At 32.7% G+C, this 25,417-nt stretch carries 19 protein-coding genes; 18 read left to right on the top strand and 1 reads right to left on the bottom strand.

The genetic code is table 11. From position 1 onward, the window contains the following. The first annotated feature begins 93 nt into the window (after positions 1-93). The 17 genes from grdC (at position 94) to ligA (ending at position 22,447) form a co-directional block, all read left to right on the top strand. Entirely contained in the window at positions 94-1,626 is a 1,533-nt protein-coding gene (gene grdC / locus LGK97_RS11725; protein ID WP_226259957.1) for a glycine/sarcosine/betaine reductase complex component C subunit beta, read from the top strand. 35 nt (positions 1,627-1,661) lie between these two features. After that, positions 1,662-2,825 (top strand): glycine/sarcosine/betaine reductase complex component C subunit alpha, encoded by a 1,164-nt coding sequence (gene grdD, locus LGK97_RS11720; protein WP_226259956.1) that lies wholly within the window; start codon positions 1,662-1,664, stop codon positions 2,823-2,825. 367 nt (positions 2,826-3,192) lie between these two features. Further along, positions 3,193-4,269: a BMP family lipoprotein gene (locus LGK97_RS11715; RefSeq protein ID WP_226259955.1), complete on the top strand. Its 1,077-nt coding sequence runs from the start codon at positions 3,193-3,195 to the stop codon at positions 4,267-4,269. Between the two features lie 308 nt (positions 4,270-4,577). Next, positions 4,578-6,119 carry an ABC transporter ATP-binding protein gene (locus tag LGK97_RS11710; protein ID WP_226259954.1) on the top strand — a complete coding sequence of 514 codons (1,542 nt, stop codon included), beginning with the start codon at positions 4,578-4,580 and terminating at the stop codon, positions 6,117-6,119. Then, positions 6,112-7,245, top strand: coding sequence for an ABC transporter permease (locus LGK97_RS11705; protein ID WP_226259953.1), 1,134 nt, complete (start codon positions 6,112-6,114; stop codon positions 7,243-7,245). The genes LGK97_RS11710 and LGK97_RS11705 overlap by 8 nt, the downstream gene beginning before the upstream one ends. Continuing rightward, positions 7,238-8,170, top strand: coding sequence for an ABC transporter permease (locus tag LGK97_RS11700; protein ID WP_226259952.1), 933 nt, complete (start codon positions 7,238-7,240; stop codon positions 8,168-8,170). The genes LGK97_RS11705 and LGK97_RS11700 overlap by 8 nt, the downstream gene beginning before the upstream one ends. A 115-nt stretch (positions 8,171-8,285) precedes the next feature. Further along, positions 8,286-9,674, top strand: a complete 1,389-nt coding sequence (rpoN, locus tag LGK97_RS11695) for an RNA polymerase factor sigma-54 (RefSeq protein WP_226260012.1) — start codon at positions 8,286-8,288, stop codon at positions 9,672-9,674. A 157-nt stretch (positions 9,675-9,831) separates the two neighbouring features. Further along, positions 9,832-10,872, top strand: coding sequence for a sugar-binding transcriptional regulator (locus LGK97_RS11690; RefSeq protein WP_226259951.1), 1,041 nt, complete (start codon positions 9,832-9,834; stop codon positions 10,870-10,872). 80 nt (positions 10,873-10,952) lie between these two features. Further along, on the top strand, positions 10,953-11,960 hold the full coding sequence (gap, locus tag LGK97_RS11685) for a type I glyceraldehyde-3-phosphate dehydrogenase (protein ID WP_226259950.1): 1,008 nt from the start codon (positions 10,953-10,955) through the stop codon (positions 11,958-11,960). Positions 11,961-12,016: 56 nt separating this feature from the next. Further along, positions 12,017-13,213, top strand: coding sequence for a phosphoglycerate kinase (locus tag LGK97_RS11680; RefSeq protein WP_226259949.1), 1,197 nt, complete (start codon positions 12,017-12,019; stop codon positions 13,211-13,213). Between the two features lie 120 nt (positions 13,214-13,333). Then, positions 13,334-14,080, top strand: coding sequence for a triose-phosphate isomerase (gene tpiA, locus LGK97_RS11675; protein ID WP_226259948.1), 747 nt, complete (start codon positions 13,334-13,336; stop codon positions 14,078-14,080). Between the two features lie 50 nt (positions 14,081-14,130). Next, positions 14,131-15,660 carry a 2,3-bisphosphoglycerate-independent phosphoglycerate mutase gene (gene gpmI, locus LGK97_RS11670; RefSeq protein WP_226259947.1) on the top strand — a complete coding sequence of 510 codons (1,530 nt, stop codon included), beginning with the start codon at positions 14,131-14,133 and terminating at the stop codon, positions 15,658-15,660. Positions 15,661-15,683: 23 nt separating this feature from the next. After that, positions 15,684-16,979 carry a phosphopyruvate hydratase gene (gene eno / locus LGK97_RS11665; protein ID WP_226259946.1) on the top strand — a complete coding sequence of 432 codons (1,296 nt, stop codon included), beginning with the start codon at positions 15,684-15,686 and terminating at the stop codon, positions 16,977-16,979. Positions 16,980-17,102: 123 nt separating this feature from the next. Next, positions 17,103-17,333 (top strand): preprotein translocase subunit SecG, encoded by a 231-nt coding sequence (gene secG / locus LGK97_RS11660; protein ID WP_226259945.1) that lies wholly within the window; start codon positions 17,103-17,105, stop codon positions 17,331-17,333. A 234-nt stretch (positions 17,334-17,567) separates the two neighbouring features. Further along, the gene (locus LGK97_RS11655; protein WP_226259944.1) at positions 17,568-17,870 is read left to right on the top strand and encodes a YerC/YecD family TrpR-related protein; all 303 of its coding nucleotides are present in this window, start codon (positions 17,568-17,570) and stop codon (positions 17,868-17,870) included. Between the two features lie 198 nt (positions 17,871-18,068). After that, a complete protein-coding gene (gene pcrA, locus LGK97_RS11650) occupies positions 18,069-20,357 on the top strand; it encodes a DNA helicase PcrA (protein ID WP_226259943.1) in 2,289 nt (762 codons plus the stop codon). Positions 20,358-20,455: 98 nt separating this feature from the next. Next, positions 20,456-22,447, top strand: a complete 1,992-nt coding sequence (gene ligA, locus LGK97_RS11645) for an NAD-dependent DNA ligase LigA (RefSeq protein ID WP_413228429.1) — start codon at positions 20,456-20,458, stop codon at positions 22,445-22,447. Positions 22,448-22,585: 138 nt separating this feature from the next. On the opposite strand, the gene LGK97_RS11640 is transcribed toward ligA, so the two are convergent. Beyond that, positions 22,586-22,834: a hypothetical protein gene (locus LGK97_RS11640; RefSeq protein WP_226259941.1), complete on the bottom strand. Its 249-nt coding sequence runs from the start codon at positions 22,832-22,834 to the stop codon at positions 22,586-22,588. A gap of 182 nt (positions 22,835-23,016) precedes the next feature. Between LGK97_RS11640 and LGK97_RS11635 the strand changes: the two genes are divergently transcribed. Continuing rightward, positions 23,017-24,678, top strand: coding sequence for a peptide ABC transporter substrate-binding protein (locus LGK97_RS11635; RefSeq protein WP_226259940.1), 1,662 nt, complete (start codon positions 23,017-23,019; stop codon positions 24,676-24,678). Positions 24,679-25,417: the final 739 nt, after the last annotated feature.

The raw sequence follows: 25,417 nt of genomic DNA, 5'->3' as shown, positions 1-25,417 counted from the left end.
TGTGGATTGTGCATTTAATTTTCATAGTTAAATTAATGCACATAAATAATAAATATTTTGTGCTCATAAAGGCAAATAAGGAGGATACAAATTATGAATTTTCCAGTTATAAAAAAAGCATCTTATATTTTAGTAAACACACCAGATATGACAATACACAATGGAACTACACAAACGGTGGAAAGAGAAGCAAATCCAGATTCTGAATATTTAAAAGAAATGAAAAACCATTTAAGGGGATTTGAAGAGGTTGTAGCGTATGCTCCAAACCAAACATATATAGGAAATATAACTCCAGAGGAATTAGCTGAAATGCCAAGACCTTGGTACGGTAAAAATATTGAGAATTCAAATAGATTTGGTAAGTTTGGTGAAATTATGCCACAAGATGAGTTTTATGGTTTAATGAAAATATCAGACGTATTTGATCTTGTTTTATTAGAGAATTCTTTTGTAGAAATAGTAAAAGAAAAATTATCAAAACACCCACTATTAGCTAGTAAAGTAGAAAAATTAGTTGGAGACGATATTGAGAAAATTAAAAATCTTGTTGAAAATAGTGGAGCAGAAGGATTATATGAGGGAACTAACCTAGTAGGTTGCGTAAGACGTGCTCATGAATTTGACCCTAACCTATCAGCACATTACATGTTAGAAAACTTAGCAGTTAAAGCATCTGGAGTGCTTGCTGGACTTCACTTAGTGAGTAACTTAGACGTACCTATAGAAGATATTGGATACATATTAGAATGTTCTGAAGAAGCTATAGGAGATATGAACCAAAGAGGTGGCGGGAATATAGCTAAATCTATAGGAGAAGTTATGGGACTTTCAGGAGCAACAGGATTAGATGTTAGAGGGTTTTGTGCTGCGCCAACTCATGCAATAGTAAATGCTGCTGCATTAGTTAAATCAGGTATATTTAAACATGTAGTAGTTGTTGCAGGTGGAGCTACTGCAAAACTAGGTATGAATGGTAAAGATCATTCTAAAAAGGGATTACCTATACTTGAAGATTGTTTGGGTGGATTTGCTATTCTTGTATCAGAAAATGATGGAGTTAGCCCAATTTTAAGAACTGACATAATAGGAAGACATACAATAGGACATGGAGCAGCACCACAAGCAGTGTTGGAAGCTCTAGTACTTGACCCATTAACAGAAGCAGGACTCAAAATTACAGACATAGATAAATTTGCACCAGAAATGCAGACACCAGATATAACTGAGCCTGCAGGAGCTGGAGATGTACCAACACAAAATTATAAAATGATTGGAGCACTCGCAGTTAAAAAAGGACAATTAGACAGAAAAGAATTACCTGAATTTATAAAACAACATGGATATCCAGGATTTGCACCAACTCAAGGTCATATACCATCAGGAGTACCTATTGTTGGTCACGGAATAGATCACATAAAATCAGGAGTTTTAAAGAACTTCATGATAGTTGGTAAAGGAAGTTTATTCTTGGGAAGAATGACTAATCTATTTGACGGAATTTCAATCTTAGTTGAAAAGAATACAGGAACAATAGAAAATCAATCAGGAATAAGCAAAGAAGAAGTTAAGTCCATGGTTGGCGATGCAATGAAAGATTTTGCAGATTTCTTAATGAACAAATAAGATTTAAATTAGTCGCTTAGAAAAGGGGTGTAGATATGAGTGAAAATGGAGTTAAACAAATGATTGCTGAAGTATTTAATGACATAGCTAACGGCATAAAAAGCGGAAAGTTCCAAAAAAGCGTTAGAATTGGATTAACTTTATTCGGTTCAGAGCATGGTATAGAGGAAATGGTAAAGGCAGCAGAAATAGCTAAAAGTAAATATGATGATTTTGAAATTGTTCTAATAGGACCAAAAGTGGATGTAGACTTTGAAATAATTGAAGTTGAAACTGCTGAAGAAGGCCATAAAATAATGACTGAGTTACTAGAGAGTGGTAATTTAAGTGGATGTGTAACTCAACATTTTGATTTTCCAATAGGAGTATCTACAGTTGGAAAGATAGTAACACCAGCTAAAGGTACAGATATGATAATAGCTACAACTACAGGAACTACATCTACAAACAGAGTAGAAGGTATGGTACTTAATGCAATATCTGGTATTGCAGTAGCTAAAGCTAGCGGAATTAAAAATCCAACTGTTGGAATACTTAATTTAGATGGAGCAAGACAAGTTGAGAGAATATTAAAAGAAGTACAAACTAATGGCTATGATTTTAAGTTTGCAGATTCTTTAAGATCTGGCGGTGGTGCTGTTATGAGAGGTAATGACCTTCTTGCAGGAACACCAGATGTTATGGTTTGTGATTCATTAACTGGTAACATTTTAGTTAAAACTTTTGCTTCTTTCACTACAGGAGGTAACTACGAAACAGTAGGTGCGGGTTACGGTCCTGGTATTGGAGAAAACTATAATAAACTTGTAAACATAGTTTCAAGAGCTTCAGGGGCACCATTAATAGCAGAAGCATTAAAATACTGCGCAATTTGTGCAGAAAATAATGTTTTGGGCTTAGCAAAAGCTGAATTTACTAGAGCTAATAAATTAGGTTTAAAAGATGCTATAAATAAAGTTATTAAAAAAGCAGAAAAACCGGCAGAGGAAGAAGAAGTGAAAATGCCTCCTAAAAAAGTGGTTACATTCTCAATTGCTGGAATAGATATACTTGAACTAGAGAATGCATGTAAAGCATTATGGAAAGAAGGCATTTATTCTGAAAGTGGTATGGGATGTACAGGACCAATAGTTTTAGTACCAGAAGATGTTTCTGACAAAGCTATTGAGATTCTTAAAAAAGCTGAATTTATGGGCTAATTCTAAAGAAGCTTATAAATATTAATAAATGTAAGTTTAAAACAAAACCCTCGCTAGATTGCTTGCGGGGGTTTGTTTTAGGAATAAAAAAAACTAGTAAAATATAAATATGTTTTTCATGTTAACAACTAGTTGCTAATAAGAAGGAATTCATATATAATCTATTTCATATCACATATAAAAATGAAACTGTCATATACTATTAAATGAAATCGTTATTTGACAAATGAATAAAGATTTAAAATCTGCAAAGAATTAAAAAAAATTTAAATTAAAAAAGGATTTTTAAATCTTTTGTAGAATAAATACTTGCTAAGCAATATATTAGTGAAGGTATTTAATTAATTACTTATGGGGAGGAATTATTATGAATAAGAAAAAGGTAGTTGCAATACTTACGGCAGTAGCTGTAGTTGCAACATTGTTCGTAGGTTGTGGAACGAAGAAGGAAGCAGCGAAAAGTGATATCACTATTGGTCTTTCTACAGATGAAGGTGGATTAAATGACAAGTCATTCAATCAATCAGCAGACGACGGAGTTAAAAAGGGTAAGGAAGAATTCGGATATGCTTACAAGTCTATAGAATCTAAAAAGAAAGAAGACTATACAGCAAATTTAGAATCATTAATTGAAGAAGGTTCAAATTTAACTTTTGCAATTGGATTCCAAATGGCAGATGCAACTACAGAGGTTGCTAAAAATCATACTGACAAAAATTTTGCAATTATAGATTCAGTTGTTGATTTGCCAAACGTAGCATCAATTACTTTTAAAGAGCAGGAAGGTTCTTTCTTAATGGGAGTTATTGCTGGAAAAATGACTAAAACTAATAAAGTTGGATTTATTGGTGGAAAAGATTTTGAAGCAATAAATAGATTTGAAACTGGTTTTGCAGCTGGTGTTAAAGCAGTTAACCCAGAAGCAGCAAAAGGATTAATAAGTACAGATGGTAAAAGTACAGGTACAACTGTAAAATATGCAGATAGTTTTGATGATTCAGCAAAAGGATATGAGTTAGCTAAATCTTTATATCAAGATGGTTGCGACATAGTTTATCATGCAGCAGGCGGAGTTGGTATTGGTTTATTTAAAGCAGCTAAAGAATTAAAAGATGGTGGAAAAACAGTTTGGGCTATTGGAGTTGATATGGACCAATCTTTAACAGTACCAGAATATGCTGATGTTATACTTTCAAGTATGATGAAGAGAGTTGACACAGCAACTTATAACGAAGCTAAAGCTGTAGTTAATAAAGAATTTAAAGGTGGCGTATCTATAGTACTTGGATTAAAAGAGCAAGGCGTAGGAATAGCTGCAACATCTGATAAAAATGTCCCAAAAGATGTTTTAGAAGAAGTTAAAAAATATGAAGAAAAAGTTATAGCAGGAACAATAGTTGTTCCAGCAAATAGAGCAGATGTTATGACATTTGAAGTAAAATAATATTTTGTGAAAAGTTTAAACTTTCCATAAATTTATTATTAACGATTTAAGTATACAATGTGAGCTAGATGTAATACATCTAGCTCTTTCTAAGAATAATGATAGTTTAGAAGTATTCAAAAAGAAATCCTCCACCTACACAGGTGATGATTTAATCTTTTTAACAACATTTTGGAAGCTTCAAGTCTGACATCTTCTATAAGTGGCAGGTGCCTAGCCCAGAAAGGTTACTTTGGTGGCAGTCTAAATCTGCTTCCAAAGTTGTTAATATTGCAGCTTCGCAGAAGATGATTTAAGGAGGAAAGAAAATGGAAAAGGTAATTGAGATGAAAGGCATAACAAAAGTCTTTCCAGGAACCATTGCCAATGACAATGTAGATTTCGAATTATTAAAGGGAGAAACACATGTCCTTCTTGGTGAAAATGGTGCGGGAAAAACAACTCTTATGAATATTCTTTATGGTCTGTACCAACAAGAAAAGGGCGAGATTTATGTAAGCGGTAACTTAGTGAATATAACTACTCCAAATGATGCAATAAAACTGGGAATAGGAATGGTTCATCAGCATTTTATGCTTGTACATAACTTTACTGTAACACAAAATATTGTGCTAGGTATTGAACCTAAAAAAGGAATTAAAATTGATATGGTTAAAGCAATCCACGATGTTAAAGAGATTTCTGAAAGATATGGATTTGCTATTGATCCAAATGCAGTTATAGAAGACATTTCTGTTGGTCAACAACAAAAAGTAGAAATATTGAAGGCATTATATAGGGGTGCTGAAATTTTAATATTAGATGAGCCTACAGCAGTTTTAACACCACAAGAGATTGGGGAACTAGGAACTATAATTAAAAACCTTGAGAAAGAAGGAAAATCTGTAATACTAATAACTCATAAATTAAAAGAAGTTATGAGTATGAGTGATAGAGTTACTATAATTAGACGTGGAAAGGTAACCGGAACCGTAAATACCAAAGAAACCAGTATAGACGAATTAGCAGAGCTTATGGTAGGCAGAAAAGTTAATTTAACAGTAGATAAAAAACCTGCTTTAATTAGGGGAGAAATACTAAAAATTGAGAATCTTTGTGCCAGTGATCATAGGGGGTTGCCTGCTGTAAATAACTTGACATTATCTGTGCATGGCGGTGAGATCCTTGGAGTGGCTGGTATTGATGGTAATGGTCAAACTGAATTTTTAGAGGTGCTAACTGGTCTTAGAAAACCTAAAAGTGGAAATATTACTTTAGATGGTAAAAATATATATGGGAAATCGCCAAGGCAGATTATTTCATCAGGAGTTGGGCATATACCAGAAGATAGACATAAAAGGGGACTTATATTAGAATATTCCTTATTTGAAAACTCAATTATGGGAATCCATAAAAAGATGCCTTTTAGTAAGGGTATAGTTATGAACTATAAAGAAATTAGAAAGCATTGTGATACTCTTATTAGCGAATTTGATATTAGGACTCCTAATGCAGATGTAGCAGCATTATCACTATCAGGTGGTAATCAACAAAAGCTTATAGTAGCCAGAGAAATTTCAAAAGATCCAGAATTATTAATAGCGGCACAACCTACAAGAGGACTTGACGTTGGTGCAATTGAATATATTCATAAAAGATTAGTTGGGGAACGTGATAGAGGGCGTGCAGTTCTACTAGTATCCTTAGAACTTGACGAAATACTAGCATTATCAGATAGAATAGCGGTAATGTATGATGGTAAAGTGGTAGATATACTAGATAGGGAAGATGCCACAGAGCAAAAACTAGGTATACTTATGGCTGGTGGTACTCTTAAGGAAACACCGAAAGGAGTTAAGGAATATGAGTAAAGTAAAAGATAAAGATAGTAAGAGTATTGATATAGCAAAGAAAGGATTTAAATCTGGAATTATAAAAAATGCATTTAAAGCACTTGCCTTTCCTTTCTTTTCTATAATTGTTGCTATATTTGTTGCTGTGTTCTTCGTAATGTGGGCAAAAGGGTACTCGGTATTGCAGTATTTTCCGGCTTTGGGCGATTTATTTGGACTTATATATAAAGGCGGATTTGGTAGTACAAGGGTAACATTTGTTACAATTTCAGAGGTTACGCCATTAATATTTACAGGGGTTGCAAATGCAGTAGCGTTTAAATGTGGATTGTTTAACATAGGTGTTGGTGGACAATTTATACTTGGTATGATTGCAGCAGCAGTAGTCGGAACAATTCCAGGTTTAAGCCCAATAGTTCATATAGGGCTAATGATCATTTCAGGTCTTGTAGCAGGTGGTATATGGGGAGGAATTCCCGGGTACTTAAAGGCTAAAGTAGGTACTAATGAAGTTATAAATACAATTATGATGAATTATATAGCAATGGCTTTTGCTAATTTCATTATATTAAGAACTAGCTTTGGAGTTACAGGTAAAGCAAGTACACCAACTATACAAGAGAGTGCAAAGTTAGCTAGATTTGTTAGTGGTAGTGGAGCCAATGTTAGTATATTTCTTGCCATAGCCGTAGCCATTTTCATATTCTGGTTACTATGGAAGACTACTGTGGGATATGAAATAAGAGCAGTTGGTATAAACCCACATGGTGCAGAATATGGTGGAATCAATGTAGCTAAAAATACCGTTTTCGCTATGCTACTTTCTGGTGGAATAGCAGGAGTTGGTGGAGCGACACACGTTGCAGGGGTTCTTCATAATGTAAAAGATTTCATGGTATTACCTTCCTATGGGTTTGACGGTATAGCAGTTGCACTGCTTGCAAAGAGCAATCCTATTGGATGCATAGCCTCAGCTTTATTATTTGGAACACTAAATAGTAGTGCTAGAACTCTTCAACTAAATGGAATACCAAAAGATATAGTTTATTTAATACAAGCTATAATTATTATATTTGTAGCTACGGATTACATTGTTAAATACTTCTCTGAAAAGAAAAAGAAGGAGGCGATTGCAAATGAATAGTGATGTTTTAATCACGCTGCTAGCGCAAACATTAAGAATAGCTACGCCTCTAATTTTTGCAGCATTGGGTGGTATAATCTCTGAAAAATCAGGTGTTGTTAATATTGGTCTTGAAGGTATGATGGTAATAGGGGCTTTCTTTGCAGTGTTTGGAAGTTATGCCACTGGAAGCCCAATAGTTGGAATAATCTTTGGTGTAGCAGCTGGTGGGATTTTGGGTTTAATACATGCAGTACTCAGCATACATTTACGTGCAGATCAAGTAATTTCAGGTACGGCCATAAATCTTTTTTCTACCGCTCTCGCTAGTTTCTTAATATATAAGTTATTTGGTGGGAAAGGTGGTCAAACAGATATAGTAAAAGGTCTTTCTTATGACATACCTCAAAGAGTTAAAGACATACCATTACTTGGAAAGTTTGTTGCTGACTTAAACTGGTTTGTAGTACTTGCAATCATTTTAGTGATTGTAATGCAATACGTACTTTATAAAACACCTTTAGGACTAAGAATTAGAGCTGTAGGGGAACACCCTAAAGCTGCCGATACTTTAGGAATAAGTGTTTATAAAATAAGATATTTGTGTGTTATATTATCAGGAATGCTTGCTGGACTTGGTGGTGCAGCATTATCCCTTGGAATAACTCCACTTTACAGGGAGGGAATGGTTGCAGGGCGTGGATTCATTGCTCTAGCGGCGGTTATCTTCGGGAACTGGAATCCACTTGGAGCATTTGGTGCTAGCATGTTGTTTGCTTTTGGTAGTGCATTTAATATTTTTGCACAAAAGCTTAGCTGGAATTTGCCTTCAGAGGTATACACTGTTATCCCATACGTACTTACTATGCTTGCATTAGCAGGGTTTGTTGGAAAAACAGTAGGGCCACGTGCTAGTGGTAAGCCTTATGAAAAAGGATCAAGATAGTATTTCAATAGCAAAAACCTCAGCTTATGCTGAGGTTTTTTATTTTCAATTAAATTTTCGCCATAATTTATGTTATAATAACTTTAATGATTAGATGAGGTGGGAAAAGGTGAATATTAATTTTGGCTTAAACTTGATACAAGAACAAAAATTAATAATGACGCAAGAAATGCAAATGTCTATTAAACTTCTTCAAATGTCTGCATATGAACTGGGCCAATATGTGAATAAAGAGATGCAGGAGAACCCAGTATTAGAAGAAAAACAAATTCAAGATCAAAAGAATAACAGTGATAATGAAAAGGATTTCAGTGATTCGAAGGATTATAAAGAGATAATTAAATACCTTGATACAGATAATTATAAGGAAAAGAATTATGGAGCGAACATTGAAAAGGAAGAGGTGTCTCCTTTTTATTATATTGCAGAGGAAAAATCTTTAAAAGATTATCTAATGGAGCAAATAGGTGAAATTATTGAAAGTGATGAAGTATTACATATATGTAAGTACATGGTTGAGAACTTAGATACTAAAGGCTATCTATCTGTAAGCTTAGCAGATATATGCCAGGAGCTTAATATATCAAATGAAAATGCTGAAATAGCTCTTAAAATTTTCCAATCTTTAGAACCACAGGGGATTGGAGCTAGGAATTTAAGTGAATGTTTAAGAATCCAACTATGTAATATGGAAGTGAAGGATGAAAATATCTACAAAATCATTGATAATTATTTGGGATTATTGGCTGAAAATAAATATAATGATATAGCTAAAGAATTAAAAATTACAGTAGCACAGGTTCAAAAGTATGGAGATATTATAAAAGCATTAGAGCCTAAGCCATCAAGGGGATTCTACACTGGTGAAACCGTTAAATATATAGTTCCTGATGCTTACATCAACAAGTTAAATAATCAATATTTTATTTCCATGAATGAAGACGTACTTCCGAAGCTGAATATAAACAGTTTGTATAAAGAGATTATTACCAGTGCAGAAGATCCAGAAGCTGTAGAATACGTAAAAGATAAAATTAATAGTGCCATGTTTCTTATTAGAAGTATTGAGCAAAGAAAAAATACTGTTTATAGGGTTTTAGAAGAGATTTTGGTGGTTCAAAAAGAATACTTCGATTTTGGTGAAGAATACTTAAGACCAATGACACTAAAAAAAATTGCTAATAACTTAGAAATGCATGAATCTACTATAAGCCGTGCAATTAGAGAAAAATATGTTAGCGTAAGTGGCGGTAAAATAATTAAGATAAAAGATTTATTTGTAAATGGAATAGCATCTGTTTCCGGCGGTGCGGATGTATCTACAATTAATATAAAAAAATCTATTAAGGATATGGTAGATAATGAAAATCAAAGTAAACCTATATCAGATCAAATTATATGCGATAAGTTAAATGAACAAGGAATGAATATTTCAAGGAGAACTGTAGCAAAATATAGAGAAGAACTTCAAATTAAAAGCTCTAGTAAAAGAAAGAGATTTTAAGAAGGAAAAACGGCATAAAGTGGCTTTATAGGTATGTTAACACAATGTTAACAACTTTTAATGAAATACTAATTTAAATAAGTTAGCATTTCATTTATAATATAGGTGGGAACAAAAAAATAACAGTGGGACTTAAGATGTCCAGAGAGGTATGGAAGTGCAGAATATATTGAAGTTGCAACAAAAAATAGTACCTGAATTAATGGATCTTCTTCAAAAACGTTATAATATATTAAGAACTATATATTATAATCAGCCTATAGGACGAAGAATTTTAGCAAGTGATATGTGTCTTAGTGAAAGAATAGTAAGAAATGAAATAGATTTTTTAAAATCTCAGAACCTGATTGAAATTGATGCAGCAGGAATGTTTGTAACAATTGAGGGAGAAGAGATTATAAACAAACTAAAAATATTTATTTATGAAATCAAGGGATTGTCTCAAATTGAAAGATTTATTGAGACACATTTAAATCTTCATCAAGTTATAATTGTTCCTGGAGATGTAGAAATTGATAAGAGTGTGCTTAAAGAGATTGGAAAGACAGCTGCAAGTTACACTATGGATATGATTAAAGGTAATAGCGTAATTGCATTAACAGGTGGAGCAACAGTTAAAGAAGTAGTAGAAAATTTCGCAAGCAGTAGCAATAATAAGTATAAAGATGTCTTAGTGCTTCCTGCTAGAGGCGGTATGACAGGGAATGCAGAAATTCAAGCTAATACATTAGTGGTAAGATTAGCAGAGAAGCTGGGTGGCAAATATGAATTACTTCATGCACCAGATAATTTGAGTACTACAGCATTAGAAACTATATCAAATGAAAAAGACATAAAGGATATAATTTATAAGATTAGAAATGCTGAAATTCTCATACATGGGATAGGGATAGCCAAGGAGATGGCCAAAAGACGTGGGCTACCGGAAAATGTGATATTGAAACTTGAAAAGTTAGGTGCTGTAGGAGAAGCTTTTGGACATTATTATAACGAAGCTGGTGAAATAATTTATTCTACACCTACTATTGGACTAAGAAGTGAAGATGTTAGAAATAATAAAACATTAATTGCAGTAGCGGCGGGCAAGAATAAAGCTAGAGCCATTATTGCCACGGAAATCAATGGTTCAAGTAGAGTTTTAATAATTGATGAAGCAACTGCAAAGGAAATAGTAAATATTATAAAGAAAATAGAGTAGACTATATAATGAATTCATTAATGAAAATATTATATATTTACATATAATTATTTTATGAAAAATTAGGAGGTTTTATCAAGATGATAAAAGTAGGTATTAATGGATTTGGAAGAATAGGAAGAAATGTATTTAAAGCATTAGTTGCAAATTATTCAACAGAATTACAGGTTGTAGGAATCAATGATTTGACGGACGCTGCAACATTAGCACATCTTTTAAAATATGATTCACTTTATGGTAAATTCAACGGAACTGTGGAGGCTAAAGAAAGTTCAATAGTTGTTAACGGAAAAGAGATTAAAATATTTGCGCAAAGAGATCCTAAAGATATTGATTGGAATTCACTAGGAGCAGAAATAATAATAGAATCAACAGGATTCTATACAGATGCTACTAAAGCCAATGCTCATATAGGTGGTAGTGTTAAAAAGGTTATTATATCTGCACCAGCAAAAAATGAAGATATAACAATAGTTTTAGGCGTTAACGAAGAAAAGTATGATTCAACAAAGCATAACATAATATCAAATGCATCATGTACAACAAACTGTTTAGCACCATTTGCTAAAGTTTTAGATGAAGAGTTTGGAATAGTTAAAGGACTTATGACTACAATACATTCATACACTGGAGATCAAAGATTATTAGATGCTCCTCATAGTGATATGAGACGTGCTAGAGCAGCTTGTGAATCAATGATTCCGACTACAACAGGGGCAGCAAAAGCCGTAGCATTAGTGCTTCCACAATTAAAAGGAAAGTTAAACGGATTTTCATTAAGAGTGCCAACTCCAACAGTTTCATGTACTGATTTAGTTTGCGAACTTTCAAGAAATGTAACTTTAGAAGAAGTTAATGCAGCACTTAAGAATGCTTCTGAAACTTCAATGAAAGGAATTCTAGGATTTTGCGAAGAACCATTAGTTTCAATCGACTTTAGAGGAGACGAAAGATCATCTATAATTGATGCACCATCAACTATGGTTATTGGAGACAACATGGTTAAAGTTGTTGCTTGGTACGATAATGAAGCAGGATACTCAAATAGATTAGCAGACTTAACTAAATATGTTGCAGAAAGACTATAGAAGTTAACAAACCATATTAAATTTTGTATTATAAACCTTATGAGAGGAGAATGAGTATGCAATTTAATAAAAAAACAATTGAAGATATTGAGGTTAAAGGTAAAAGGGTTTTGGTAAGATGTGATTTTAACGTACCATTAAAAGGCGATATGATCACAGATGTAAATAGATTAGAAGGCGCTATGCCAACGATAAATTACTTGGTTAAGAATGGAGCAAAGGTTATTTTGTGTTCGCACCTTGGAAAACCAGATGGAGAGCCAAAGTCTGAATTTTCTTTAGCACCAGTTGCTAAGAGATTAAGCGAAATGCTTGGAAAACAAGTAGTTTTTGCGGCAGATCCAAATGTAGTTAGTGATAATGTAAAGTCAAGCATAGAGCAAATGAAAGATGGAGACGTTTTATTATTAGAAAATACAAGATATAGAAAAGAAGAAACTAAGAATAAAGAAAACTACTCAAAAGAATTAGCTTCTCTTGCAGATATCTTTGTAAATGATGCTTTTGGAACAGCTCACAGAGCTCATTGCTCTACAGTTGGTGTAACGCAGTTTGTTGAAACTTCAGTATGTGGCTACTTAATTCAAAAGGAATTAAAATTCTTAGGAGAAGCAGTAGAGCATCCGGTTAGACCTTTTGTAGCAATTTTAGGTGGAGCTAAGGTTTCAGATAAAATAGATGTTATTGCTAATTTACTTCAAAAGGTAGACACTTTAATAATTGGTGGAGGAATGGCTTACACCTTTTTAAAGGCTGGCGGTTATTCTGTGGGAAGTTCACTTGTTGAAGAGGATAAGGTGGAATATGCTAAAGATATGATGCAAAGAGCCGAGGCTAAAGGAGTTAAATTCTTATTACCAGTGGATCATATTGTTGCAGATAGATTTTCATCTGAGGCAGAGCCAGTTGTTACAGATAATCAAAATATTCCAGATGGATATATGGGACTTGATATTGGGCCAAAAACAGCAGAAATATATAGTGGTGCTATTAGTATTGCTAAAACAATTATTTGGAATGGACCAATGGGAGTATTCGAATTTGCTAGCTTTGCTAAGGGTACAATAGCTGTTGCTAAGGCAATGTCTAAGGTAGATGGAACTACTATAATAGGTGGCGGAGATAGTGCAGCGGCTGTCAATCAATTAGGATTTGGAGATAAGATGACACATATATCTACAGGTGGTGGAGCTTCTCTTGAATTTTTAGAAGGTAAGTTGCTACCAGGAATTGAAGCTCTAACAAATAAATAACTTAATGATTATTAATTAAAGTTATGTTAATCTAAGTTTAAAGTAAAAATTAATTGTTTCCAATCAAAAGTAATAAAAGGTTGGAAACAATTAATATTCTTAATACTAGGGGGAGTTTTCATGAGAAAAGGTATAATTGCAGGGAACTGGAAGATGAATAAAACTGTAACTGAAGCTGTAAGTTTAATCGAAGGGATTAAGCCTTTAGTTAAAGAAGCAAAATGCGAGGTTGTAGTTTGTCCTACGTTTTTATGTTTAGATGCAGTAATAAAAGCAGTTAAAGGAAGCAACATAAAAGTTGGGGCTCAAAATATGCATTTTGAAGAGAATGGTGCTTTTACAGGTGAGGTTGCACCAGGAATGTTAAAGGAAATGGGCGTGACCTATGTTATAATCGGGCATAGTGAAAGAAGACAGTATTTTAATGAAACAGATGAAACTGTAAATAAAAAACTTAAAGCTGCGTATAAGCATAATATTATCCCTATACTTTGCGTAGGAGAATCCTTAAGTGATAGAGAAGGAAATGTTACAGAAAAGGTTTTAGAAAATCAAGTGAAATTAGATTTAGAAGGACTTACAAGAGAGCAAGTGGAAGAGCTTATTATTGCTTATGAACCAATTTGGGCCATAGGTACAGGGAAAACTGCAACTGCAGACCAGGCTAATGAAACAATTGCATTTATAAGAAAAACTGTTGGAGATATATTTGGCCATGATGTGGCAGAAAAGGTTAGAATTCAATATGGTGGCTCCGTTAAACCATCAACAATAAAAGAACAAATGGGTAAATCAGATATAGATGGTGGATTAATCGGGGGAGCTAGTCTAAGTGCAGAAGATTTTGCAGGAATAGTAAACTATTAACATATAGATATATATTAATTATTAGAAATAAGGGGTGGGAGGAAGCGAAGATGTCAAAGAAACCAGTAATGCTAATGATTTTAGATGGATTTGGATTGTCAAACAATCTAGATGGAAATGCAGTGTACGCAGCCAACAAACCAAACTATGATATCTTAACAGATAAATATCCACACACAAAATTAAGAGCAAGTGGTCTTGATGTAGGATTACCAGAGGGGCAAATGGGTAATTCTGAGGTTGGTCATTTAAATATAGGTGCAGGTAGAATTATATACCAAGAGCTTACAAGAATAACTAAAGAAATAAAAGAAGGAGACTTCTTTAAAAATCACGCTTTTAATAAAGCAATAGATAAAGCAATAGAAGCAAATTCTTCAATACATCTTTTAGGATTATTGTCTGATGGAGGAGTTCACTCTCATATTGATCATTTAAAAGCTTTAATTAAGCTTGCCAGTGACAAGGGTGCTAAAAAGGTGTATGTGCACGCTTTCTTAGATGGTAGGGATGTGCAACCAGGTTCAGCACTAAAATACATATCAGAGATTGAAGAATATATGCATGAAATTGGAGTAGGAAAAATTGCTACTGTATGTGGTAGATACTATGCTATGGATAGAGATAAGAGATGGGAAAGAGTTGAACTCGCATACAATGCAATGGTTTTATCTAAAGGTGAAGAAAATACATCAGCAATAGAGGCAGTTAAAAGTGCCTTCCATGACAATAAGACAGATGAGTTTGTGCTTCCTACTGTTATAATGGATCAAGGCAAACCTGTAGCAGCTATAAGCAATAGTGACAGTGTGATATTTTTTAATTTTAGACCAGACAGAGCTAGGGAAATTACTAGGGCAATAAATGATAAAGTATTTGACGGCTTTAAAAGGGAAGCTTTGAACTTAACCTATGTATGCACTACTCAATATGATGTATCTATAGAAAATGTTGATGTAGCATATACACAAGAGAATTTCACTAACACTTTAGGAGAATATGTTAGTAAAATGGGTAAAAATCAGTTAAGGATAGCTGAAACTGAAAAGTATGCTCATGTTACTTTCTTCTTTAATGGAGGAGTAGAAGCTCCAAATGCAAATGAAGATAGAGCGCTTATTCCATCACCCAAAGTGGCTACATATGATCTAAAACCAGAAATGAGTGCCTATGAAGTTACGGAAGAATTATTAAAAAGATTGGATTTAGATCTTTATGATATGATTATACTTAACTTTGCCAACCCTGATATGGTAGGTCATACAGGCGATTTTAAAGCTGCTAAAAAGGCTATAGAAACTGTGGATGAATGTCTTGGAAAGATTGTTAAGAGTGTTTTAGAGAAAGATGGTACTGTATTTATAACTGCAGATCATGGAAATGCTGAGCAAATGATTGACTTCTCCTCAGGAGAACCTATGACAGCACATACTACAAATCTAGTTCCATTCACATATGTTTCAAACCATGGTAAAGGGCTAAAGGATACCGGCATATTGGCTGATATAGCACCTACTATGTTAGAGGCTATGGGGCTAGAGGCACCTAAGGAAATGACAGGCAAGTCACTAATAATATAATAAAACTTTGGAGGTATGAAAATATGAAAAACTTTATTGAAATAATTGATGTTTATGCAAGACAAATTTTAGATTCAAGAGCATTTCCAACTGTAGAGGTTGAAGTTACTTTAGAAGATGGAACAGTAGCAAGAGCAGCAGTACCATCAGGCGCATCTACTGGTATGTTTGAAGCAGTAGAACTTAGAGATGGAGACAAAGATGTATATGGCGGCAAAGGAGTTTTAAAAGCTGTTGAAAATGTAAATGCTCTAATAGCTGAAGAAATTGTTGGAATGAACGTATATGATCAAATAGCTATAGATAAAGCAATGATAGCTCTTGATGGAACAGACAACAAGAGTAGACTTGGGGCTAATGCAATGCTTGGAGTATCACTAGCTTGCGCTAGAGCTGCTGCTGAGTCATTAGGACTTGGATTGTATCAATATATTGGAGGAGTAAACGCTAAAGTTTTACCAGTTCCAATGATGAACATTATAAATGGTGGAAGCCATGCTGATAACAATGTAGACTTACAAGAGTTTATGGTTATGCCAGTTGGAGCAACTTCATTTGCAGAGGCTCTACAAATGAGTGCAGAAGTTTATCATACATTAAAAGGCTTATTAAAAGCTAAAGGTTTATCAACTGGGGTTGGTGATGAAGGTGGATTTGCTCCAGACTTATCATCAAACGAAGAAGCTATAAAAATTATAATTGAAGCTATAGAAAAAGCTGGATATGTTCCAGGAAAAGATATCTATATAGCTCTTGACCCTGCAGCTTCTGAATTCTTTGAAGATGGAAAATATAACTTAGCTGGAGAAGGAAGAATATTAACTCCAGAACAAATGGCTGACTACTATGTAGAACTTGCCAGCAAATATCCTATCATCTCTATTGAAGATGGAATGGCTGAAGAAGATTGGGCAGGTTGGAAGTACTTAACTGATAAAATAGGTGATAGAGTTCAATTAGTTGGAGATGACTTATTTGTAACTAACACTGATAGATTAAAAATGGGAATTGAAAGAAAAACAGCAAACTCAATTCTTATAAAATTAAACCAAATAGGTACATTAACTGAAACATTAAATGCCATAGAAATGGCTGAAAGAGCAGGATATACTGCAGTAGTTTCTCATAGATCAGGAGAAACTGAAGATACTTCTATAGCAGACCTAGTTGTAGCTGTGAATGCAGGTCAAATTAAAACTGGTGCTCCAGCTAGAAGTGAAAGAGTGGCTAAGTACAATCAGTTACTAAGGATAGAAGAAGAACTAGAGGAAATGGCTGAATACAGAGGATTAAAAGCATTCTATAACATTAACAGATAACTAATTTTAAATGAGAGTATAGCTTTATAAGCTATACTCTCAAACTTTATTTGCATTTCATTGTAAAGAATCTTAGAGTATGCTAAAATAATCATGTACTCGATAAATAGGGGGTGTATACACATGCATAATTTTATAATGGTTTTACAGGTTATAGCTTCAATTGCTATAATTGTTTCAGTTATGATGCAACCTAGCAAATCAAACGGATTAAGTGGTCTTATAGCAGGGAGTTCTGATACTTTTTTTGCGAAAAATAAAACAAAAACTTTTGAATCTATGTTAGCACGAGTTACAGTAGTTTCAGCAATTTGTTTTGTTATAACCACAGTAATGTTAAACATAGTTAAATAGTTAAATCATCACCTGCGGTGCTGCAATATTAACGACTTCATACTGAAATGTCGTTAAACTTTATTAAATAACATAATTGTTCATTAATGAATTAAATAGAAATTTTTATTTTAAATGCAGTTTATATAAATTAACTGCGTTTTTTTTATATGTTTTAAAAGTTTTGATAGTATAAATGATATATAAATGATAAAATTGGTTAAAGTAATCTATGATTATTAGAGGTGAAGGGTAATGAGTGAATATAGTTCTAAATTAAAAAGTGAAGATATGGATTATCTTTTTGATGGTATTTTAAGTTTGCAAACGAAGGAAGAATGCTACAAATTTTTTGAAGATATTTGTACTATAAATGAAATTAAGGCTTTAGAGCAAAGGCTTCAAGTAGCAAAGATGTTATCAGATAAGAGAACTTATTTGGACATAGCAAGTACTACAGGTGCAAGTACAGCCACAATAAGTAGGATTAATAGGGCATTAAACTATGGAAATGATGGGTATAAACTTATACTCGGACGTTTAGAAGTTAAGAAATAAAGGTGTAAGTATAATAATTTTTGCATCTATATAAGGGACGGTTAATATATCTTTACTCAATTTGACTAATATTAAATGGGGGAGGTTAATTAGCCGTCTCTATTTTTAAAGTTGTTTAAGTTCATACACATTGTGATATAATTATAGGTATGTTTAACAGCATGGTCGATGATGATTTAATGTATAAGGGGTGTTTTCATGGATTTAAAGAATTTATTGAATAAAGAGCAGTGTGAGGCTGCAATAACTGTTGACGGACCACTATTAATACTAGCTGGTGCAGGTTCTGGGAAGACTAGAGTTCTAACTTATAGAATTGCACATATGATTGAAGATTTAAATATATATCCATCACAAATTTTAGCTATAACTTTTACCAATAAAGCAGCTGGAGAAATGAAGGATAGAGTGCGTGCTTTAGTAGGAAATGTAGCAGATAATATGTGGATTTCTACATTTCACTCTAGTTGCGTTAGGATACTTAGGCGAGAAATAGATAAATTAGGATATAATAAAAACTTTACTATTTATGATAGCTATGATCAAAAGAGTTTGATAAAGCAATGCATGAAGGAACTTAATATTAATGAAAAAGATTTAACAGATTCCGAGATTTTAAATAAAATATCAAATGCTAAAAATGAACTTATTTCTTCAGATAGGTACAAAAAAGAAAATGAAGGTGATTTTAGAAAAAATAAAATTGCTGATATATATGTTCTTTATCAAAAAAGACTAAAAGCTAATAATGCACTAGATTTTGACGACTTGATTTTTAAGGCAGTAGAACTACTCAAAAATGATAAGGAAGTTTTAGAATTCTATCATAGAAAGTTTAGATACATAATGGTAGATGAGTATCAAGATACAAATAAAGCTCAGTATGAGCTTATCAAGCTTTTAGTGGATGAAAAGGAAAATATATGTGTGGTTGGAGATGATGACCAATGCATCTATGCTTGGAGAGGGGCGGATGTTACCAACATCTTAGACTTCGAAAAAGATTATCCTAAGGCGAAGGTTGTTAAGCTTGAGCAAAATTATAGGTCTTATGGAAATATACTTAATGCAGCAAATGAAGTAATAAGAAATAATTCTCAAAGAAAAGATAAAGCATTAAGGACTGAAAAGGAATGCGGAGAGAAAATAAATTTATATAGAGCCTTTACAGACAGAGATGAGGCAAACTTTGTAGCAAGTCAAATTAAGTCTATTATGAAGGAAGAAAATAAAAGTTATAAGGATTTTGCAATTTTATATAGGATGAATTCTCAATCTCGTATATTTGAGGAAAGCTTTAGAAAAAGCTTAATTCCATATAAAATAATTGGGGGCTTAAAGTTCTACGACAGAAAAGAAATAAAAGACATTATGGCCTATTTAAAGCTTATAAATAATCCCCTTGATGATATTGCTTTGAGAAGAATTATAAATGTGCCTAAGAGGAATATAGGTGATGCAACTATTGAAAAAATTCAACAGTTTGCAGCTAGTGTAGATCAATGTTTATATAGTGCTATTTTAGATGTAGATTACATACCTACTATGACTACTAGAAATGTATCTTCTATAAGCAAGTTTGTAAGCCTTATGAATAGCTTTATGTCTAAAAAGGATGAGGTACCTGTGTCGCAATTAATTAAGTCTATATTAGATGATACGGGATATTTAAAGCAATTAGAAACTTCTAAGGAGCCAGAGGATGAAAGTAGAGTTGAAAATATAAAAGAACTGGTATCAGATGCTGTAGAATTTGAAAGAACTTCAGAAGATAAGTCACTTCTAGCATTTCTAGAAGGAGTAAGTCTAGGTTCAGGTACTGATGACGCAGAAGAATCTAACGATACCGCAGCAATGATGACGGTGCATAGTGCAAAGGGTCTAGAATTTCCAGTAGTATTCATGGTAGGCATGGAAAATGGAATATTCCCAGGTATGTCTTCTCTAAACAACTTTACTGAAATGGAAGAATCAAGGCGTTTATGTTATGTTGCTATAACAAGGGCAGAAGAGAAGCTTTTCATAACCTCTGCAGAAACTAGAATGGTATTTGGAAGAAATGTTTCCTATGCAGCGTCTGATTTTATAAGTGAGATATCTCCAGCTTTAAAAGAAAACATAGGAGGAGTTAAAAACAGGACTGTGCAGGTATTAAAGAAAAATAAAAATATGGATGCAGAAAATAATCCTCATAGTTTGAGAAGTTCAATAAGTAATGAAGGCAGAGCTTCTGTAAAAGACTATATATCAATTACTTCAAAAGGAAGTAATCCATGGCAGGAGAGTATGAATAGTAGCACTATAAATAGTCAGGGTGATATAAAAAGTGAAGCTACAGTAGGAAGAAAAGTTAGACATAGTAATTTTGGGATAGGTACTATTGTATCAATTTCAAATTCTAATGGCGATACTTTGGTTTCAATAGCCTTTGATAATATGGGAATAAAAAAACTAATATTAGATAAATCACCCTTAGAAATGTTATAAATTACGTTGGATAAAATAACTAGTAAATATGCTAGTTATTTTATTTAATATAATTATCATTAATGCGTGATTTTTAGGAAAGGGTGTAGTTTATGAATATCAATAATAAAGCTAAAAGAATGCAGGAACTAGTGGAAGAACTTAACATATATGCAAATGAATATTATGTGTCAGATAATCCCACTGTATCTGATAAAGAATATGATGAGAAATACGATGAGCTTGTAGCGCTAGAAAAAGAGCTAGATGAAATACTTCCTTTGTCGCCATCTCAACGGATAGGAGATGGAGTACTGCCTGAATTCTCTAAATATACTCATCAGGCTAAACTGTGGAGTTTGGATAAAGCACAAAGTTTTGCGGAAATAAAAGAATGGCATAATAGAAATATAAAAGTTATGAATGAATATAATTTAAATCACGGGTCACAGCTAGAGCCACTTACTTATATTTTAACTAAAAAGTTTGATGGACTTACAGTAAATGCTACCTATAACGAGCAAGGATACTTAGTTAAAGCGGCTACTAGAGGAACAGGTGAAATAGGTGAAGATATTACTGCTCAAGCAAAAACAATACAGACATTACCGCTGCAAATTGACAATTCTGCAATAATAGAAGTTCACGGAGAAGCTATTATGACCAAACAAGCATTTAAAAGGTATAATGACAATGCTGATATTCCACTTAAAAATCTTAGAAATGGAGCAGCAGGGGCACTTAGAAATTTAAATATAAAAGAAACTGCAAAGAGGAATCTTTCAGCTTTTTTCTATGATGTTGGTTACAATGAAGGGACCCCCTTCAAAACTTACATTGAAATGATGAATTTTATAAAAGTGCAGGGAATACCTATGGATGATTATTTGGTAGAATGTAAAACTCTAGAAGAGATTGAAAGAGAAATTTTGTATATAGAATCTATAAGATCAGAACTGGATTATGATATTGATGGAGTAGTTATAGCTATAAATGATATGAAAACTAGAGACATATTAGGGTATACAGTGAAATTCCCTAAGTGGGCTATTGCCTATAAATTTGAGGCAGAGGAAGCAACTACAACCCTAATTGCTGTGGAATGGAATGTAGGAAGAAGTGGACGGGTAGCACCTACAGCTATACTAGAGCCTGTGGAACTTGCAGGTGTAACTGTTAAAAGAGCTACTTTGAATAACATGGATGACATATTAAGAAAGGGAGTAAAAATAGGTTGCGATGTTTTTGTACGTAGATCTAATGATGTTATCCCAGAAATAATGGGTGTAGTAGAAAGCACCTTAGTAAACGCAATCGAGATAGTCGTACCTAAGACTTGTCCAAGTTGTGGAAGTGAAGTAATAAGAGACGGAGTACACTATTTTTGTGAAAATACACTATCTTGCATGCCACAAATGGTTAAGAGCATTGTACATTACGGTAGCCGAGAAGCTATGAACATAGAGGGGTTTAGTGAAAAAACAGCAGAGCAATTATTTGAGAAATTAGATATAAAATCTATACCAGATTTGTATAGATTAAATAAAGAACAACTTTTAAATTTAGAAAGATTTGGAGAAAAGAAAGCGCAGAACCTTATAGATTCATTGGAAGGTAGTAAAAACTGCTCATTAGATTCCTTTATATATGCACTAGGCATACCTAACGTAGGAAAGAAAACGGCGAAGGATTTGGCTCATAGCTTCAAAAATATAGATAATATTGAGAATGCCATTTATGAAGATTTAATAAAGGTTCCGGATATAGGAGACATTGTAGCAGCTAGCATAATAGAGTTTTTTAAACAAGATAAAGTGATTGCAAGCATTTCGGAATTACTAGAACTTGGGGTTAATCCTATTTATGAAGAAATGCAAGTACAAGAAAATCTATTTATGAATAAAACTATGGTTGTGACGGGGACCCTTGAGGGGTATAGTAGAACAGAAATAAAAGACAAGTTAGAGGCGCTAGGAGTTAAAATAGCTGGCAGTGTTAGTAAAAAAACAGACTACGTGTTAGTAGGTAGTGAGGCTGGATCAAAATATGATAAAGCGGTTACTTTAGGGATTAAGATTTTAACAGAAAAAGAATTTGAAGAAATGATGTAATCACAATAGTATAAAAAAAGGATAGGAAATTTCTCCGACCTGCGTTGCAAACGAACTTTAAACAAGAAATTTGATTTGAAATTCTAAAGAGAACATTATAAATATATGATAAATAAAAGGACGTCAATTGACGTCCTTTTATGCTTCGAGAGTTTCTTTTTCATTAGGATTATAAATACTTTGAGCTTTTGTATCATTTTTGGCAGGCTCTCTATTATCATTATTTAGGGTTAATCTATAGGTGTTTTGTGTGAGTTTTTCCATTAAATAATTCTTATATCTTAACTGGTTATATATTTTAATTAATAAAATGAAGCCCCATATTGAGGTAAACATAAAAGTTAACATGGAGAGTATAGCAATTATTTGAATAGTCAAATTTAACATAAAAAATTCCTCCTAAATACCTCTTAAATACATAATACTGTAAATGAATAGTTATATTATAACATAATTAAAACAAAAAAAGTTAACATAAATAAGAAGTATGGAGTTTATTATATTGTTGATTATTAAATATACAAAGGGTTAATACTTTTATTATACAGGGAATGGATTGGAGGCCAAAAATGAAAAAGATATTATGTTTAATATTAGTTTTTATAATAATGTTAGGTACTGGATGTGTCGAAAAAAAAGTAAAACCTTCAACCTCCAGGAAATACTTAGTTTATAACTTAGGGGAATTACCAGAAGACTTACTGATGTTAAGCAATAATAATATTAGGGAAAAAGATTTGTTATTGGCTTTGTTTGAAGGCTTAGTACGTGAAGATAAGAATGGACAGATAGTACCTGCTATGGCAGAAACATTTGAAGTTACAGAAGATGGAATTGAATATACCTTTAAATTAAGAAAAGACATTCATTATAGTGATGGAACAGAAATAAAAGCCATAGATTTTGTAAGGTTTTTTTACAGCATTTTATCGGAAAAAGAAAATATATTCGTAGAACAGTTGTATTGTATATTTGGAGCTAAGGATTTCAATATGGGGAAGATAGGTTTTGAAAAAGTTGCTATTGTAGCAAAGGATGATTTGACTTTAGAGATAAGGCTAAATAGTCCAAATGACTACTTTTTAAACACTCTTAGTAGCCCAATTCTTACCTTAAGAAAATGTAATAGTGATATGAAAAATTGGAAAGATGATTACAGAGAAATTGCATATAGCGGTCCATTTACTATAAAAGATATAAATAAAGAGGGGGAAATATCTTTATTAAAAAATAAAAAGTATTGGCGTAAAAATGAAATTGTCAGCGATGAAATGTTATTTACCTCCATAAAGGATGAAGAAAAAACCTTAGCAAACTTTGAAACCACTGAGTATAGTGAAGACTCAAAAGTTGATGTATTTGTAAATCCTCCAATAAGCGAGGGCATTTCTCTTAGCATGGAAAAGAAGACAATAGCAATACCTACGCAAAGTATGTATTATCTAAATTTTAACCTGAATTCCAAAGGACCTGTAGAAGATAATAATTTTAGAAATGTAATTAATGCGATAATATCAAAGGAATTTATTATACAAACCATATCAAAAGACTTAGCTGTTCCAGCTATAAACTATTTGCCTTTCAGCACAGTTGATAGTAATAGTAAACTTATTTTTGATGTATATGGTAATAGAAATAAGGGTATAGAATATTTAAACAAATATCTGAAGATCAATAATCGTGAAAAGAAGCAAGAAATAGTAATGGTGTATGAAAGTAAAAATTTAGACAATAAAATTGCCAAGGAAATATCTAAAAATCTTAAGGAAAACTTAGATGAAATGTCTAAAAACGTAAAAGGATATTTAGATTTAAATGATTATTTAGATATAAATATAGTTTGTACTGGCTATAAAAAAGATGAACTTAGTGAAGTGTTACGCAAGGGTAAGTACGATATAGCATTTTCGAGAATTGATGAAGAATACGAAGATATCTATAAGTTTTTTAGTCGGTGGACAGCAAATTCCAAATATAATATTTATGGATATAAGAATTTAGATTATGATAAAACTATTGAGAGAGCATTAAAAGAAAAAGATAGTGAAAATAAAATAAAAATTTATAACGAAGCACAGCAAATATTAGCAAAAGGATTGCCCTGTATACCTGTTTATATAGTTAATACAGTTATTTGTAAAAAAGAAAACGTTAAAGATATTTATACCACTAAGAGTGGAAACTTAAAATTTGACTATGCTTATAAAGACAATACTGTGGTGGCAAAGTAATTTCAATTAAAGTCTGAGTGGTTTTTCTTATATTATGCTATAACAAAAGTATGTATTGAAGGAATGCTTCACGTTGCCAAGGAATTCTAAAATTTATTTTAATTGCAGTTGCTAAAAAATATAAACTCGCTTACGCTCAAACATATGCTTTCTACAAAAATGCGATCAATTAAAGATAAATATAAAGACAATAAAGATAAACTTAATGAAGAAATTAAAAAACATTCTGTTGAAAGTGCAAAAGGAATGCTAGGATGCTTAGTGACATTACTTTAAGCTCTTATACATAATGACTATGTGGAGTGTAATTTAAAAAAGGCCTGACAATGTGGGATCATCCCTTATACCTTGGGTGTCTAGTATTACCGTTTCAGATAGCTATTTTATTATTCCACTGATATATATGTTTGTATCTTTAGCTCCAAGTTTGCTTTCATATTTTACTTTCTTTAAAATTGAAGGTCAGGCTAAAATCAGTAAGGGTAATATTACGATAATGGCATTTATTGGCGTATTTAGATTTTTAGAATAACTTTCATTTAGGGTATATATAAGAAATTTAAAAACTGTATAGTAATAAGTTGTAAGATATTAATCCTGTTAACTTTTTTTGTTAACAGGATTTTGATATTGTGCGCCCAGCATGGGCGCAATCTAAAGGGTGAAAGTCCCCAGCACGGGTTAATAGTGCCAAGTGCATAGCTTAAGACAAGGGTGTCCATGGTGACGTGGAATCTGA

Source organism: Clostridium sp. CS001 (assembly GCF_020443565.1).
In the GTDB taxonomy this organism is placed as follows: Bacteria; Bacillota; Clostridia; order Clostridiales; family Clostridiaceae; genus Clostridium_AD.
The sequence above is the reverse complement of the archived record's forward strand: the minus strand, read 5'-3'. Positions and strand labels throughout refer to the sequence as shown.